Raw genomic sequence first — 15514 nt, forward strand, 5'->3', positions numbered from 1 at the left:
TTTTTGCTGAAAACAACGCAACTATTATTACCTGGTAATAGAAAAAGCTTTCTCTAAAAAGAAAGCTGAAATGTTAAATGCCGAAAACACAAGGATACTATACTTTCTGTTCCCTATCTTTGCGAAAACTGTAATCATTAACTTATGAAACGTAAACTCTTTCTCGCCATTGGGCTATTGTTTAGTACTACATCTTTTTTAACCGCACAAGTTCCTTTATTAAAATGGGCCGCAGGTCAGGGAGGAACCTCATACGAAAGTGGAAAAGCTCTTGCAATAGATGGGAATAGCGTGTACGCAACCGGTTTATTTGCCGGTACTGCCGATTTTGATCCTGGAACGGGAGTACACAATCTTACAGCTTCGGGATCGAGAGATATCTACTTGTCCAAACTTGATACAGACGGCAATCTGGTTTGGGCTTTTGGAATAGGAGGCAACTCAGATGATGTTGGTAATGCTATTGCAATTGACCGAAACACAGGAAGTGTATGCATTACCGGAAGCTTTGAAGGCACTGTTGATTTTGACCCCGGTACTGGTATAGAGGAGTTAACTGCAATAGGACAAACAGATATTTTCGTAGCGAAGTATAACTCCTATGGAAACCTAATTTGGGTAAAGCAAATGGGAGGAGTATCGGAAGATGTTGCATTTGGTATTGCAGTAGATGCTTCCAGTAATATTTATACTACTGGTCATTTTTACTCGTCTGCCGATTTCGACCCGGGTACAGGATCAGAAATACTGACTTCATTTGGAGAAATGGATGTATTCATTTCGAAACTGGATGGTAATGGTAATTTCATTTGGGCCAAACAATTTGGTGGCACCTCTGAAGAATATGGTTCCGACATTGCAATAGATGATTCTGAAAACATTGTAGCAACAGGAAGCTTTTCTGATATTGTAGATTTTGACCCTAATGCTGGTGTGAATAACCTTACATCAAATGGAGGGTTTGATATTTATGCTGTAAGGCTAAACCCTTCTGGAGACCTTATTTCTGCTACAAGCATTGGAGGAACAGAGAATGATTATGGACTCTGTAATACAGCGGACAGCACAGATAATATATACGTGGGAGGTCAATTCTCAGATCAGGTAGATTTTGATCCCGGAGCAGGTACCGAAATGCGGACATCAGCCGGAGGAGTGGATGCCTTCCTTGCAAAATATGATAATTCCGGCTCACTATTATGGGTGAATACCTTTGGAAGTACTATGAACGATGAATCGAGAAGTATTGCTGTAATGAATTCAGGAGATGTTGTAATGACAGGGTCTTATAGAGAAACTGTTGATTTTGATCCGGGAGTAGGCACCTCTGAATTAACTTCCCTTGGAGCTCAGGATGCATATGTTGTACACTATACCAGCTCTGGTGATTTTGTTTGGGTACATGGTTTTGGAAATACACAATCGGATGCAGGACGCAGTATCGCTGTAAATATTCAAAACGATGTTTTCGTGCATGGCGACTTTTCTGAAACAGTTGATTTTGCTGTTGGAGCAAATACATATGAATTAACGTCAAACGGATCACAAGATGCTTTCACAATTAAAATGGGATGTGCTAATGGTAGTGTTGATATCATTGAAGCTTGTGAATCATATACCTGGATAGACGGGAATACATACACGCATTCTAACTTTTCAGCAACCTGGGTTTTGCCAAATCAATACGGTTGTGACAGTACCATAACATTGAATCTAACTATTAAGCAACCCTCAACAAATACAATATACGAAAGTGCTTGTGAGACATATACCTGGACGGAAGGAAACGGACAAACTTATACATCCAGTACAACTGCATCTCACACCTTTGTTGGTGGTGCATCTTCAGGATGTGACAGCACAGTAACTCTATACCTATCAATTAATCAACACCTGACAAATACAGTCTCAGAAACCGCATATGAATCCTTTACCTGGGCAGAGGGTAATGGGCAAACCTATACATCCAGCACCATTGTGTCACATACTTTTACAGGTGGAGCATCATCAGGTTGCGATTCAACAGTTACTCTGGATCTTACCATTCTTTATATAGACGTTACTGTAAACTCTAACCTGAACACTTTAACTGCAGTTCAATCCGGAGCAGAGTATCAATGGCTGGATTGTAATAGTGGGTTTTCTCCTATTCCTGGAGCAACAGAACAGAGTTATACAGCAGAAGAAGACGGAAGTTATGCTGTTGAAATCACTATTCAAGAACACTCGAAAATCAGTGATTGTATAGAGTTAATTTTTGCTGGAATACAAGAGCAAGAACAATCATTTACCTTATTCCCAAATCCTGGTACAGGTTTATTCTATCTGGAAACGTCTGTAGAAGAATTATCATATGTTGTAACAGACGCAACTGGAAAAACTATTCTTCATGGAACCACGAATTCTCCTCTAACAAAACTGAATTTATCGGATGTTGAGTCCGGAGTGTATTTTCTTCGAATTTCGGAGCAGACCATTCAGGTTGTTAAGCACTAGTTAAAACTCGTTTATTTTTTGCATTTCAGCGGTATCAGAGAGCTTTCTCTGATACCGCTTTTTCATGCTTATTTTCTTCTTAGTTTTCCTCCCATAATTCCAATTTGCACGCCATAGTAATTTTTATAACCATTGAATACTGCTACTGGTGTTATAGCAATTCCCAAATAAGGAAGAAATGCTATTTCAATTCTTGGGGCAACCACAAAACAAGCTTTCCAAAAATTGTCTTGGTTATAAGAGTAATTATTGTTAAACACCTTCCCAAAAGCAGACGAACTCTCTATTTTCTTCCAGTCCTTGTATTTTCTGAAACTTAATGCACCTCCACCTACCTGAAAGTTTATACGGAACTTTCCATTTCCAGTCAAATCTAAAATAACCCCTCCCATCCCTACAAAGGAGAGTAAGAGTTCCTGAGGATCTCCTTTTCCTAAACCGCCCACATAATCTTCCGGTAAGTTTTCTGCCTTTCTCATGCATATGCCAGATTCGAATCTGAACGAAAAAAGTTCTTTATACAAGTAATTATAGCCTGCATATAATCCGTTAATAGAAGATATTCTGTAGTCCAAACCTCCATAGTTACAATGTCTGGTTTTAATCTTTTTTACAACAGTATCATTTTGAGAAAAACTCAAAAACGGAATAATAAAAAGTAATGCTAATAAAAAACGACACATACTGATTTTGTTGTAGAATTCAGTACGCTAATCTAAGAAAATCAAAAACGTGATAAAAATTAGTCATGCAAAATCAGGTGGCCCTGTCGTAACGTTTCCTCTCCGAGGTAGTTTTCATAATACACAATGTAATTATAACTCCCCGCTGCATAATCCAGTCGTATTTTCCAGTAATCGTTAAACTCATTGGATTCAGAATAGATCAACTGCCCCATATTATTGTACAAATAAAATTTTATTTTGCTGATATTATCTTCATAAAACCGGAAAATCACTTCTGAACCGGATGCTGCCGGATTGGGGAAAACACTGAATGGTACGGAAGACGGTGGAACTTCAAATACTTCCTGTTCAAACCGGAATAAAAACAACCCGTTTTTCATGTCTGAAACCAGGATTCTTTTGCTGGGCAGCAAAGAGTATACACCCCATGCCCCGGTCATAGCTAATCCTTCATCACTGGGATATGTGTCGTAATACGCTACTTCCTTGGGTGGTTTAAATCGGGTATCATATACCCTGAACCCCTCGTTGTAATACGAAACGAAAATTAGTTTATCCGTTGCCATTACATTGTGTGGAATAGAACCCTGCGTAAAATTCGAACCAAAGATTCCGACAATCGTCGGGTTGGCGATATCCTCAACGTTTACCTTTTTTATCTGCTTTCCTTCGGTTTCGTCAACAAAATAATAGTATTTTCTATCCGGGGAAAGCCATCCTGAGTGATTATATCCCTGATCCAGATAAATGGTCATAGAACCTAAAAGAACCGGTGTTGAAGGGTTCGAAAAATCATAAATATGCAGACCATCATACCCACAATTCAAATAGGCGGTATCATTTATAACATAAGCATCGTGTACTTCTCCAATGTGTTCAAATCCCCCGAATACTTCTACCGGGTTTAGCGGATCTGCCAGAGAAAATACTTTCATCGATGTAAAAGAAAATGTAGGATTCAAAATCAAAGGTGTCAGCTTACAGACATAAAGTAATGCGGAAGAACTGTCTATAAAGATATTGTGTATTCTTCCGAACTGAATACTGTCTTCAGCTGCTACATGAACCGAATCCGGTAGGTATTGCAAGTCAATGATCTGAAGTGAACTGGAACCTTCATCGCACACCGCATACAGATAACCTCCGTAGTCGTGAAAGTCCCGGTGAACAACCTGCGGAGAAGAAAACTTACCCCGAACAAAATCAACCGGATCCAACTTGTCATCTTCTGTAATGTGAAAAAAGTGAGTTCCTTCTGTCGAGCCAATAACCGCATACTCTTCTCCATCTTTTACAAAGCCCCAGGTTTCGTTGAATGATATTTCATCAAAACCATGAGTCATCAGGGTGTCTGTTGTCCAATTGTCCAACAAAAACACATTTTTATGTTCCTGTGCAACAAGTGTACTCAACAAGAGAAAAAAAACAAGGAAAACGGGTACCTGACGCATTTGTTAAAAAAAGTTACTGTAAAGATAGGAAAAACGAAGAAAAGCCAAACGTATTACATTTTACGACAGATTTGCTTTATCTTAGCGAACCAGAAAGAACTTATGGCATCTGACAGCGTTGTAGTTATACCAACATATAATGAAAAAGACAACATCGAACGAATGATTCGAACGGTTTTCTCGTTTGACAAAGCGTTTGATATTCTGATTATTGACGATGCCTCTCCCGACGGAACTGCTCAAATCATCCGATCCTTAATGCTTGAATTTCCCGGGCGTTTACACCTGGAAGAAAGGCAGGGGAAACAAGGACTTGGTACCGCCTACATCCATGGTTTCAACTGGAGTCTGAAAAAAGACTATGAGTATATTTTTGAGATGGACGCCGATTTTTCGCACAATCCGGAAGATTTGATCCGTTTGTATGAAGCTTGCAAAAACGGTAAAGGAGATTTTAGCATTGGTTCGCGTTATTGTAAAGGCGGAAAAGTAAAAAACTGGCCGCTAAACCGTATCCTGATGTCTTATTTTGCCTCGATTTACGTTCGTATGGTGCTTTGGATCAATATAAAAGACACAACGGCCGGCTTTAAATGTTACAAAAGAGAAGTTCTGGAAACGATTAATTTTAATAATATCCGGTTTAAAGGGTATGCTTTCCAGATTTGTATGAAGTATGCGGCCGTAAAGCATGGTTTTCGTCCCGCAGAAGTCCCCATCACATTTATCGACAGACAATTTGGGGAATCCAAAATGAGTATCGGAATTTTTAAAGAAGCTTTCTGGGGTGTCTGGAAAATGAAAAAAATGAATCTATGAGCAAAGGTGTTGTAATAAAAGGCGGTTTGGTTATCAACGAGGGAAAACGAAAACACGTTGATATTCAAATTGAAGATAAGATTATTACAAAAATAGAAGAACGGATTGATACCCCTGAGGGATTTAAAGAAATCAGTGCTGAAGGAATGTATGTAATTCCGGGTGCTATTGACGATCAGGTTCATTTTCGTGAACCGGGCTTAACCCATAAAGCAGATATTTCAAGTGAATCTAGAGCCGCAGCGGCCGGAGGTATAACTTCCTTTATGGAAATGCCGAATACCGTGCCGAATACACTTACGCAGGAACTTCTTGAGGACAAGTATGCTATCGCTGCTCAAAAAGCCGTTACGAATTACTCATTCTTCATGGGTGCCTCCAATGATAATATAGAGGAGGTTTTAAAGACAAATCCGGACACGGTTTGCGGAGTGAAGGTTTTTATGGGTTCTTCTACCGGAAATATGCTTGTGGATCAACGCAGTACGTTGGACCGGATCTTTTCGGAGGTTCCCATGCTGATTGCCACACACTGTGAAGACGAAGCTACAATTCGCCGAAATATAGAAACATACAGAGAGCAGTATGGTGAGGATGTGCCTATTTCTGCCCACCCGCTGATTCGTTCTGAAGAAGCCTGTTATCTTTCTTCTTCTATGGCTGTTGAATTAGCCAAAAAGCACAACACAAGACTTCATATTTTACATATCAGTACTGCGAAGGAATTGTCTCTTTTCCGAAATGATATTCCGTTGAAAGAGAAGCGAATTACAGCAGAAGCCTGTATTCATCATCTGTGGTTTACTGATGCCGATTACGAGGAAAAAGGAACCTTGATTAAATGGAATCCTGCGGTAAAACGGGCCGAAGACAGAGATGCAATCTGGGAAGCTGTTCTCGACAACAGAATTGATGTTATCGCTACGGATCACGCACCTCATACACTTGAGGAGAAAAAGCAAACGTATTTTAACGCTCCTTCTGGTGGACCGTTGGTACAACACGCTCTTCAGGCTATGTTCCAAAAATCACTGGAGGGAAAAATATCTCCGGAGCGCATTGTCGAAAAAATGTGTCATGCACCTGCCGAACTTTTCCAAATTGATAAACGTGGTTTTATCCGGGAAGGGTATTATGCAGACCTGGTTTTGATCAATCCCAAGATTTCCACAACAGTTACGCGCGACAATTTGCTGTATAAATGTGGGTGGTCTCCTTTTGAAGGGGTAACTTTTGATCATCACATTATGGCTACGTTTGTAAACGGTAAAGTTGTATGGAATGGTACGGAGATTGTGGAAGAAAATGCGGGAATGCGTCTCAATTTTGACCGATAATGTACAGGCTGGTTATTTTTTTATCCGGAATAGTGTTATTCCTGACATCTTGTGAAGCCAGATCAATCGCTATTGATGCTCCGGATGATTTAATTCCACAGGATTCTTTTACACGTGTTTTAACCGATTTGGTCGTTTTGGAAGCTCATGTACAGGGCAAGTATGTTCAATTGAATAATTACACACAAATCATGATTGCCAGCGGAGACTCTCTTCTCAGTAAACATGGTGTTGATTACGCTCGTTTTCAGAACTCTTTGTTGTATTATGGTAAATTTCCGGATCAAATGGAGGAGATTCTGACCCAAATAAGCGATACACTTACCATACGGGAGGTACAACTTCCTAAATAAGTGGGTTCGTTCTGCTTTTATCGGTAGAAATTCATTTCGTCGATATACTTGTGAACCGGATCTGTCAGCAAATAGCGAACACTTTTCCCTTCTTTTATTGCATTGCGTATAAAGCTCGAAGAAACTTTCATAACGGGAGCATCACAAATGTGTACATGCTCGTGTTCCATAAATCCGTTATCCTGTTTATAGCCCAACTGATCCGCTTCCTGCTGTTCCTGAATGGTAAGCACCCGGGGATACACATAAATCTCATGGTCCCGCAATATAATGTCATGGTTCTGCCATTTATGTAGGGTACGAAGGTTATCTTCTCCCATAATAAGACAAAACTCGTGAGCTGGATACTTTTCTTTCAGATGGGCTAATGTTGTTGCAGTATAGGAAGGTTTCGGAAGCTTAAATTCGATATCGCTTACTCGCAGGTTGTCATTATCTTCTATCGCAATTTCCACCAATGCGTACCGGTGATAGTCTTCCAGAAGAGAAGCTTTCTTTTTAAGCGGGTTTTGTGGTGTTACAACTAACCATATCTGATCCAAATCCGTATAATCCGCCATGTAGTTTGCAATAACCAGATGGCCGATGTGGATAGGGTTATATGTGCCAAAATAAAGTCCTACTTTCATTCTTCCAAAAATTCTTTCACCACTTTCTCTGCCTGTTCAAAAGCATTTTCAAGATTATCATTGAGAATAATTGTATCAAACTGATCCGCATATTTTAACTCACTCGATGCCTTGTTTAAGCGTTGTCTGATTTTCTCTTCTGTTTCTGTACTGCGATAACGCAATCTTTTTTCCAATTCCTCTACAGAGGGTGGTTGTACAAATATAGCAAGTGCCGCATCTCCGAATTGCTTCTTCAGATTTAAACCTCCAATGACATCCACATCAAAAATAACCGCTTTTCCGTGTTCCCAAATACGTTTTACTTCTGATTTCAAGGTTCCGTAAAAGTGATCCGGGTACACTTCTTCCCATTCAATGAATGCTTCTTCCTGAATTTTTTTTCTGAACCCTTCAACGCCCAGAAAATAATAGTCCTTACCCTCTTTTTCATGACCACGCGGATCACGGGAACAAGCCGAAACAGAAAATTCCAACGGAAAGTCTCCGGATAACAGATGATGTACGATTGTTGTCTTACCTGCCCCTGACGGAGCTGAAAATATGATGCACTTACCCTCTGTCATAATTTACAGTGTGTTGAGAACCTGTTCTTTGATTTTCTCCAGGTTATCTTTCATTTTTACAACCAGTTTTTGCATTTCCACATGATTGGACTTGCTTCCCAGTGTATTAATTTCACGTCCGATTTCCTGCGAAATAAAACCTAGTTTTTTTCCGGCTCCTTTTCCGGAAACCATTGTTTCTTCAAAATAATTCAGGTGATTTGCCAGACGTACTTTTTCTTCGGAAACATCCAGTTTTTCAATATACATGATAAACTCCTGCTCCAGTCGGTTCTGATCCAATGCTTCTCCTAACTTCTCATCCAACGCCTTTTGCATACGCTCCTTTATCGTGATGATCCGCTCTTCTTCGTATTGCTGCACTTCACCTAATAAAGCACGAATTTCTGCAATCCGTTCTGAAAAATCTGCCTGCAGACTTTTTCCTTCCTGCATTCTGAAGTCCTCCATCTGATGCAATGCTTCATCGACAAGTTCCGACACAAATTTCCACTCCTCCGGATCCAGCTCTTCACGGGTATTTACAAAAATATCCGACATTCTCAGTAATTGGCTGATCGGATCAGGAGATTTTACTCCCAACTCTTGCTCCAGATCCTTAATATCGTTGAAATAGGCACGCGCAACTGCTTTATTAATGACGCTACTGCGCTCTTCACCGTTATTCTCAACGGCAATGGTTACTTCTACTTTCCCTCTTTCAAGACAAGTCCCGACTTGCTTACGCAATTCTATCTCCTTTTCCTTATACAAGGGAATCAGACGAACGTTTAAGTCAAGAGACTTGCTGTTCAGCGATCGGATTTCGATTGTTATTTTTTTCTGAAGGTAAGTTCCCGAAGCCTTACCAAAACCTGTCATTGAGTGCAACATGTGCTTATTCTTTTGACAAAAGTAGTTATTTTACGAGAACTCTGTACGAATCAGAACAACTCCTTGATATTGCTGGTAAACAGTTTTACGGCAATAGCAAGCAGAATAATACCAAATACTTTTTTGATAATTGCCAAACCTCCCGGTCCTAATAATTTTTCGAATTGTCGGGTAAGTTTCAGTACAATATAAACAATGGTTATATTAATGAGTATAGCAATTACAATGTTTATCGTCTCAAACTCAGCCCGTAGCGCAACCAATGACGTCATAGAGCCTGCTCCTGCTATGATAGGAAAAGCAAGAGGAACGATAGACGCCGTTTTTGGAGTCCCTTCTTCTTTAAATAAGGTTATTCCCAGAATCATCTCCAGACTCATTGCAAAAAGAATTAAAGATCCGGCAACTGCAAAGGACTTAATATCAACACCCAACCATCCTAAAAGCGTTTCTCCCAGAAAAAGAAAGGCCAGCATAATTCCCATGGCTACAATAGAAGTACGCCAGGCATAGATCTCCCCTGCCCCCGATTTTATCTTGATAATAAGAGGAATAGAGCCAATTATGTCAATTACTGCGAATAAGACCATCGTAGCCTTACCCATTTCAGATAAAGAAAATCCGTCTAACATGTAATATATTTTTCAATGGTTGGACCAAAATACTGATGCTCCAAAGACTGAACTTTGGCGGCAATGGTTGCCGGAGTATCTTCTTCGTTTACAGGACAGGTATATTGTGCCAGATGTTCCCCGTTGTCAAATTCTTCATCAACAAGGTGAATAGTAATTCCCGTTGTCGTTTCTCCTGCTTCTTTCACAGCCTTATGTACGTGCATGCCATACATGCCTTTCCCTCCAAATTTAGGTAATAAAGCCGGGTGAATATTAATAATCCTGCGCGCATACGCTGCAATCAGTGCATCCGGAATTTTGCGAAGAAATCCTGCCAACACAATATAATCGATGTCTCTTTGTTGCAGGTTAGCTAATACTTTCTCTCCCGACACAAAATCTGCATTTTCAAACACACATGTTTCCACCGTGTGATTTTCTGCATGCTTCAGAACACCTGCATCTGGTTTATTGGAAACAACAAGTGTTACTTCTGCGTGCGGGTTTTCAGCAAAATAATGCATTAATTTTTCTGCATTAGAACCGTTGCCGGAAGCAAATATGGCCAATCGTTTTTTCATTGCGGGCACAAAGGTACGACATACAGACTAATAAGTCCTACATTTTTTTGTTTGGAAATGGCATCAACCCAATTCAGCTATACGGTTCCCAGATACTTCTGCCGGAATCGTTTAGGTGTACTGTTATTCTCTTTTCTGAAAAAACGTGAAAAATAGGCGCTATCCTCAAAACCAAGAGAATAGGCAATCTCTTTGATCGTTTTGTCTGAGTGTACAAGCATTCTTTTTGCTTCAACGGAGATCCGTTCGTAAATAAGCTGCGAGGTGGATTTCCCGATTACCTGATTGGTGATCCGGTTCAAGTGTTTGATCGAAAAGTTCATTTTATCGGCGTAAAATGCAGGGCGTTTTTCAGTAATAAAATGAGTTTCAATTAACGTAATCAGTTCGTTATACTGTTGTATTCTCCGGTAATTTTCTTTTGTGTCCTTATGACTGTTTGCGTACCCGACTCGCAGGACTTCAACGTGTAAAACCTGTATCAGTGCAACCAACATCTTATTACGAAACATATTGTCTCCCCTGTATTCCTGTAAAAGGTTTTGAAATAATTGTTCCTTTCTCCGGAGTTCTTCCGTATTCAACAATAAGTGTGAAAACTGATTAAACCCCGTAGTGGCTCCGGTTGGAAAACTTCCTTTGTTAAACACCTGATCTGCCGCGTGGAACAAAATGTATCCGTCGATGTCATCCGAGACTGTCCAGGAGTGTGTCTGTCCGGGACAAATGACAAATAAACTACCGGCACAAATCTCGTACCTGTCAAAATCTATTTCATGAAATCCGTTTCCCCTCGTAAACAGCACAAATAAAAAAAAGTCGTGTTTATGCGGTTCTGTCACCTGATCGTGGTGCGTAGCAATATGGTTTCTGAAATCATTGACATAGTGAAAATCTATTTCATCTCTACTAAATGATTCTATATTGAGAATGGGTAACATTTGCCTTTTGTGTTGCGCCTTTTGTCCTATAACTTGTCTGTTAAAGGTACTTTTTTATTCAATAAATTGTAAAAACTTTGCAAATAAAAATGAGTCTTTTATCCAATATACTCCGTGGAAAGTGTCCTGTCTGTAAAGAAGGTAAAATGTTCAATTATACTTTTCCTTTCCGTGTGGGAACGATGAATGAAAGGTGCTCACATTGTCACACAAAATTTGAACAGGAACCGGGTTTCTTTTTCGGTGCTATGTATGTCAGTTATGCGCTTACCGTAGCTGAGTGTGTTTCAGTATTCGTGTTGTGCCAGTTTTTCTTTGATGAGTTTCTGGATGTTCGGATGATTCCTTTTTTAATTCTTCCCATTCTTCTTCTGGCTCCTATCAATTACCGATTGTCGCGGGTTATCTGGTGCTATTTGTTTTCTTCTAATTACAAAAAACAAAAAGCTCAGTAATTACGGGTTTTCGCGGGTTCTGATTACTTTTTTAATCAGAGGAATAACAAATATGAGCATTACCGGGAGTAAAAGCATCGTGTTATTATTCTGAAAGGAAAACACAACCGTGTTGGACATGGATTCTACCATGAACACAAATAATAGATAAATTTCCAAGACCAGCAATATCCCTCCGGCGAACACGTACATTGAATACTCGTGAACAAAATTTGCGAAGGAAGGAAGAAAAATATAGCACATGCTTCCTATTAAGAGAATAAATAGTATTCCGAATATAGAAAGGAGATAATATTCCCAGTAGGCATCCGGGTAGTCGGCATTCATCAGTGTTTTCACGTCTTCAATTAATAGTACCTGATTACTGGTTTCCGGGAAATCTCCTGTGTCGAACCGGGCAAGATAGAACTGGTTCAGTAACTGCTTCATCCAGGAAATTTCCATCGTTTCTTTACTATCCAAAGATTCGAAAGTAAGCGCCAATGAAGCATCTGGAGTCGCTAAAAAAACACTATCAACCATGCTGGACAAACCGACCAGATAACTTTGGTTCTTTTTACCTTCTTCCGTATCAAATGTAAAGTAAAGCGGTAGATTTTTTATTTCGGGAATCCTGGTGCTGTCCACAACAAGACTTACTGATTTGACAAATTGCGCCATTGCACGCTTTTCGTGGAAGGAGAAGTCCGGAAAATAGAAGTTAACCCCTATTTTTTTATACTGTTTCCTATACGATGCTTTGACGATATCTGAAAAAATCTTGTAAACGACCCTTACCTGCTGGTTTGGTGTTTTCAGGAAGTTGGTTGTGTTCAACTTTCCCTGTAATGTGAACATAATATCCAAAGGCATTGAGTCGGGAAGGTTGTCCGGTAAAATTTTTTCATTTTTATGAATTTTAAACCGGTCTTTTGAAAAATCAACCTGATATTCACTCAATACATACCTGTACTTTCTGATATACGCATGTAGTGTTGCCTGAATATCACTCAGGTATACCGTTTCTGCCGGAGATCTTTTTACGGTGTCTCTGCTTCGGATATATTCGGTAAATGAATCAAAAAATTCATCAAATGACATGTTAAAATGCCCGGTAAGGTCATTTAATTCAGAAATGTAGACCGTATCGTAAACGGTTTCCGTTACGACCACACTGTCATGTAACGTGAATATTTCGAAGACACCTCCATCATATCCTGTTTCGCAGGTATAGCATTTATATTCCTGCGCATTTACCGGAAACAGTAAGCCTGCTGAACCCCACAAAAAGAGTAATCGAATCGCTTTCATACCTGCTTTTTTCATTTTTTAATACGTTATTTTCCCTTCTTTTTCCTGTTCCTTCCGAATAGCTTCATCCAGAATTTCTTTTGTCAAAACCGGATTTTCTGCCTGATACAACTGAAGCGCACAGCGCTGTACAACATTGATCATGCTCCCCCCCGAAAGTTCTATTTGCGCCGCGTCCAAAAGAAGATCCGGATCAGCTGCTTCCATCCACTCTCCGGGTAGCATCTGTTCCCATAATCGCATCCGGGAGCTCTCATCCGGCATAGGGAAGTACAGCACCGACTGAAAACGCCTGAAAAATGCTTCATCGAGATTATCTTTCAGGTTGGTTGCCAACACTATCATTCCCGGAAAATCCTCTATTCGTTGTAGCAAATAAGCTACTTCCTGATTAGCATGCCTGTCATTCGAAGAGTTGGTGTCCGAACGTTTTCCAAACAGCGCATCTGCTTCATCAAAAAACAAAATCCAATTCTGATGTTCGGCCCGGTCGAAGATCTTAGCCAGGTTTTTTTCGGTTTCACCAATGTATTTGGAGACAATCATAGAAAGATCAATCCGATAAACTTCCAGCTCATGTTTTTTCCCGAGAAGAGAAGCAGCCAGTGTTTTACCTGTCCCGGGCGGCCCATAAAACAAGGAACGATACCCTCGTTTAATGTATTTGTTCAACTTCCATCGCGATCGTATCTCTTGTTCGTGTTCCAACCATTGGGAAATGTTCTCCAAATCTTCCCGTAAATGATATGGTAGCACAAGGTCTTCCCATTCCAACTGCGTTTCCACCCTTTTAGCAGGAAAATCACTGCTGTAATCCGGTCGATACACACCATTGTTCAACACTTTTGCAAGAAATTCCTCAGAAACAATAAGCTTTCCACTTAAAAAAGGTTCTCCGGAACCCTGATCTTCCAAACGCAAAATATTTTCCTGATGGAACCAGTGTTCTTTGCTAAACAATTGCACAACCAACGAGCGGCTTTCCGGATTATCAACGGATAAGATAAACGCTGCTGTCTCTCCTGTCGGCAGAAAACCGCCATGTGAAGTTCCCTTCCATCCGCCAAATTCGGTGTATGGTCGATCCAGTTCTTTGTTTTGAATGAAAAACAAATCCAGTGCCTGTGGGTAGATGTGTGGTATAATAGCCAATAGTAAAACTATCTTTTCTTCCCAGGTTAATTCGCGTTTGGTAAGCATTGACAATTCATCGTCACCCAACGAAATTTCCCGCAGGGAGTTGTATTCGCTTTCGTGCCGGAAGTAAAGCGAGAAAGCGGTGTGGAGTAACAATTGAAAGGATATTGTCATTTTTTTAGTTATTTAGGATAATGTCCCCCTTCTTTTTCAAATCTGGATTTCAGAATATATTAATTAGTTTATTTTCAAGAACTATACTTATACTCATTTATCGTGTTACTATCACGTTTAGCCGTCAGCCACTCTTCAGCTTTTGAATCAGAAAAACTAGTTTGTAGCCATTCTTTTAATGCTGTATTTATTACTTGACTTCCAACAGTATCCGTTTGTGTATCGGAAGATTCTCCATCATTCAAATCATGATCTTCAGATTCATTTTCGATTATAGATTTTATTTCATTTAGTGTATCATGAATTGCCCCTAGTTCATCTAATGTTATTGGTACAGAACTAATTGCATCGCGATAATTAAAATTGTTGTTAATTAGATGAAGAGTGAATTTTAATTGATCTTCGGTCCAATCAATAAAGAGCTTATCATATTGGTTGTCGCCCTGAAATTCATTTCGTTGCCAGCTAGAAGTATGTCCTGCAAGTACTGCTCCATTTTTACTCGGTCTCTGAACGGGTTCAGACTTTATTAACCTACTTATTTTTTTGTCCTCTCCAATTATTTCTGCCTGACAATTTAATGAACCTGCTGCATTAGGAACAGATTCTTGACCAATAGTTACGTCACCTGCCTCCTGTTTTGCTATTACTGAATATTTTACTTTCTTCCCCCCAATTATCCAGTTCTTAACATGATTTTCTACATAATTAAGATGATCACCATTTGCATGCCCGGTAATTGGAAAGAGATTTGGAGCTACATTAGGACCACCTAAATTTGCATTAAGTAAGTGTCCGCGAACCCAATATTTAGCTCCAGGGTTCCAGTACAATTTAAGATCATCATACATATCCTTTTGAAAGGTAGATTTTGCATTTGCTCCTTTAATAGGAGTCTTTGGATCAAGCATAGCAGTCATTGATCCTCCAACTTCTTTTGTTTTCCTTTCTCCGTTTCTATCGAGATAATTGAATTGTTGTGAATTCCAAACAACTTCAGATTTTAATTGTAATAAATTCGAATTATTATTAGAAACTAGTTTGTTTTCTGAATTGGAACTTTTCATTTGTAGCGCCTTAGTCCCCATCACATCTGCTTCTTTTTCTAATCC

Annotated in this window: 16 protein-coding genes; 5 read left to right on the plus strand and 11 right to left on the minus strand. The window is 39.7% G+C overall.

What is annotated here, in order from left to right; all coding sequences use genetic code 11:
- The first annotated feature begins 144 nt into the window (after positions 1 to 144).
- Positions 145 to 2496 carry a T9SS type A sorting domain-containing protein gene (locus AC4PL9_RS14035; protein WP_491605377.1) on the plus strand — a complete coding sequence of 784 codons (2352 nt, stop codon included), beginning with the start codon at positions 145 to 147 and terminating at the stop codon, positions 2494 to 2496.
- Positions 2497 to 2564: 68 nt separating this feature from the next.
- On the opposite strand, the gene AC4PL9_RS14040 is transcribed toward AC4PL9_RS14035, so the two are convergent.
- The gene (locus tag AC4PL9_RS14040; protein WP_491605378.1) at positions 2565 to 2975 is read right to left on the minus strand and encodes a hypothetical protein; all 411 of its coding nucleotides are present in this window, start codon (positions 2973 to 2975) and stop codon (positions 2565 to 2567) included.
- Between the two features lie 263 nt (positions 2976 to 3238).
- Positions 3239 to 4633: a choice-of-anchor B family protein gene (locus tag AC4PL9_RS14045; RefSeq protein ID WP_491605379.1), complete on the minus strand. Its 1395-nt coding sequence runs from the start codon at positions 4631 to 4633 to the stop codon at positions 3239 to 3241.
- Between the two features lie 102 nt (positions 4634 to 4735).
- On the opposite strand from AC4PL9_RS14045, the gene AC4PL9_RS14050 reads away from it, so the two are divergent.
- Genes AC4PL9_RS14050 through AC4PL9_RS14060 form a run of 3 tightly spaced genes read left to right on the plus strand, consistent with a single transcriptional unit; the run spans position 4736 to position 7142 of the window.
- Entirely contained in the window at positions 4736 to 5452 is a 717-nt protein-coding gene (locus tag AC4PL9_RS14050) for a polyprenol monophosphomannose synthase (RefSeq protein WP_491605380.1), read from the plus strand.
- The gene (locus tag AC4PL9_RS14055) at positions 5449 to 6789 is read left to right on the plus strand and encodes a dihydroorotase (RefSeq protein WP_491605381.1); all 1341 of its coding nucleotides are present in this window, start codon (positions 5449 to 5451) and stop codon (positions 6787 to 6789) included. Before AC4PL9_RS14050 ends, AC4PL9_RS14055 begins: the two co-directional genes overlap by 4 nt.
- The gene (locus AC4PL9_RS14060; RefSeq protein ID WP_491605382.1) at positions 6789 to 7142 is read left to right on the plus strand and encodes a DUF4296 domain-containing protein; all 354 of its coding nucleotides are present in this window, start codon (positions 6789 to 6791) and stop codon (positions 7140 to 7142) included. Before AC4PL9_RS14055 ends, AC4PL9_RS14060 begins: the two co-directional genes overlap by 1 nt.
- A 17-nt stretch (positions 7143 to 7159) precedes the next feature.
- On the opposite strand, the gene nadD is transcribed toward AC4PL9_RS14060, so the two are convergent.
- The 6 genes from nadD to AC4PL9_RS14090 form a co-directional block, all read right to left on the minus strand.
- Entirely contained in the window at positions 7160 to 7771 is a 612-nt protein-coding gene (gene nadD, locus AC4PL9_RS14065; protein ID WP_343784369.1) for a nicotinate (nicotinamide) nucleotide adenylyltransferase, read from the minus strand.
- Entirely contained in the window at positions 7768 to 8337 is a 570-nt protein-coding gene (gene gmk, locus AC4PL9_RS14070; RefSeq protein ID WP_491605383.1) for a guanylate kinase, read from the minus strand. Before gmk ends, nadD begins: the two co-directional genes overlap by 4 nt.
- 3 nt (positions 8338 to 8340) lie before the next feature.
- The gene (locus AC4PL9_RS14075) at positions 8341 to 9210 is read right to left on the minus strand and encodes a YicC/YloC family endoribonuclease (RefSeq protein WP_491605384.1); all 870 of its coding nucleotides are present in this window, start codon (positions 9208 to 9210) and stop codon (positions 8341 to 8343) included.
- A 50-nt stretch (positions 9211 to 9260) separates the two neighbouring features.
- Positions 9261 to 9842: a MarC family protein gene (locus tag AC4PL9_RS14080; protein ID WP_491605385.1), complete on the minus strand. Its 582-nt coding sequence runs from the start codon at positions 9840 to 9842 to the stop codon at positions 9261 to 9263.
- A complete protein-coding gene (purN, locus tag AC4PL9_RS14085) occupies positions 9836 to 10405 on the minus strand; it encodes a phosphoribosylglycinamide formyltransferase (RefSeq protein ID WP_491605386.1) in 570 nt (189 codons plus the stop codon). The genes AC4PL9_RS14080 and purN overlap by 7 nt, the downstream gene beginning before the upstream one ends.
- 77 nt (positions 10406 to 10482) lie before the next feature.
- Positions 10483 to 11346: a helix-turn-helix domain-containing protein gene (locus AC4PL9_RS14090; RefSeq protein WP_491605387.1), complete on the minus strand. Its 864-nt coding sequence runs from the start codon at positions 11344 to 11346 to the stop codon at positions 10483 to 10485.
- 89 nt (positions 11347 to 11435) lie between these two features.
- On the opposite strand from AC4PL9_RS14090, the gene AC4PL9_RS14095 reads away from it, so the two are divergent.
- Positions 11436 to 11801: a DUF983 domain-containing protein gene (locus AC4PL9_RS14095; RefSeq protein ID WP_491605388.1), complete on the plus strand. Its 366-nt coding sequence runs from the start codon at positions 11436 to 11438 to the stop codon at positions 11799 to 11801.
- Here AC4PL9_RS14095 and AC4PL9_RS14100 read toward each other — a convergent pair whose 3' ends face one another.
- The 3 genes from AC4PL9_RS14100 to AC4PL9_RS14110 all read right to left on the minus strand — a co-directional run.
- A complete protein-coding gene (locus AC4PL9_RS14100) occupies positions 11802 to 13106 on the minus strand; it encodes a hypothetical protein (protein ID WP_491605389.1) in 1305 nt (434 codons plus the stop codon).
- Positions 13107 to 13109: 3 nt separating this feature from the next.
- Positions 13110 to 14402, minus strand: coding sequence for an ATP-binding protein (locus tag AC4PL9_RS14105; RefSeq protein ID WP_491605390.1), 1293 nt, complete (start codon positions 14400 to 14402; stop codon positions 13110 to 13112).
- A gap of 74 nt (positions 14403 to 14476) precedes the next feature.
- Positions 14477 to 15514 (minus strand): hypothetical protein (locus AC4PL9_RS14110; RefSeq protein ID WP_491605391.1); only part of this gene is annotated, 1038 nt, incomplete at its 5' end.

The organism is Wandonia sp. (assembly GCF_984588085.1).

Coding starts and splice junctions, on each gene's coding strand:
- AC4PL9_RS14095 (WP_491605388.1), top strand. CDS start 11,436: ATGAGTCTTTTATCCAATATACTCCGTGGAAAGTGTCCTGTCTGTAAA.
- AC4PL9_RS14045 (WP_491605379.1), bottom strand. CDS start 4,633: ATGCGTCAGGTACCCGTTTTCCTTGTTTTTTTTCTCTTGTTGAGTACA.
- purN (WP_491605386.1), bottom strand. CDS start 10,405: ATGAAAAAACGATTGGCCATATTTGCTTCCGGCAACGGTTCTAATGCA.
- AC4PL9_RS14080 (WP_491605385.1), bottom strand. CDS start 9,842: ATGTTAGACGGATTTTCTTTATCTGAAATGGGTAAGGCTACGATGGTC.
- nadD (WP_343784369.1), bottom strand. CDS start 7,771: ATGAAAGTAGGACTTTATTTTGGCACATATAACCCTATCCACATCGGC.
- AC4PL9_RS14035 (WP_491605377.1), top strand. CDS start 145: ATGAAACGTAAACTCTTTCTCGCCATTGGGCTATTGTTTAGTACTACA.
- AC4PL9_RS14100 (WP_491605389.1), bottom strand. CDS start 13,106: ATGAAAAAAGCAGGTATGAAAGCGATTCGATTACTCTTTTTGTGGGGT.
- AC4PL9_RS14075 (WP_491605384.1), bottom strand. CDS start 9,210: ATGTTGCACTCAATGACAGGTTTTGGTAAGGCTTCGGGAACTTACCTT.
- AC4PL9_RS14055 (WP_491605381.1), top strand. CDS start 5,449: ATGAGCAAAGGTGTTGTAATAAAAGGCGGTTTGGTTATCAACGAGGGA.
- gmk (WP_491605383.1), bottom strand. CDS start 8,337: ATGACAGAGGGTAAGTGCATCATATTTTCAGCTCCGTCAGGGGCAGGT.
- AC4PL9_RS14060 (WP_491605382.1), top strand. CDS start 6,789: ATGTACAGGCTGGTTATTTTTTTATCCGGAATAGTGTTATTCCTGACA.
- AC4PL9_RS14105 (WP_491605390.1), bottom strand. CDS start 14,402: ATGACAATATCCTTTCAATTGTTACTCCACACCGCTTTCTCGCTTTAC.
- AC4PL9_RS14040 (WP_491605378.1), bottom strand. CDS start 2,975: ATGAGAAAGGCAGAAAACTTACCGGAAGATTATGTGGGCGGTTTAGGA.
- AC4PL9_RS14090 (WP_491605387.1), bottom strand. CDS start 11,346: ATGTTACCCATTCTCAATATAGAATCATTTAGTAGAGATGAAATAGAT.
- AC4PL9_RS14050 (WP_491605380.1), top strand. CDS start 4,736: ATGGCATCTGACAGCGTTGTAGTTATACCAACATATAATGAAAAAGAC.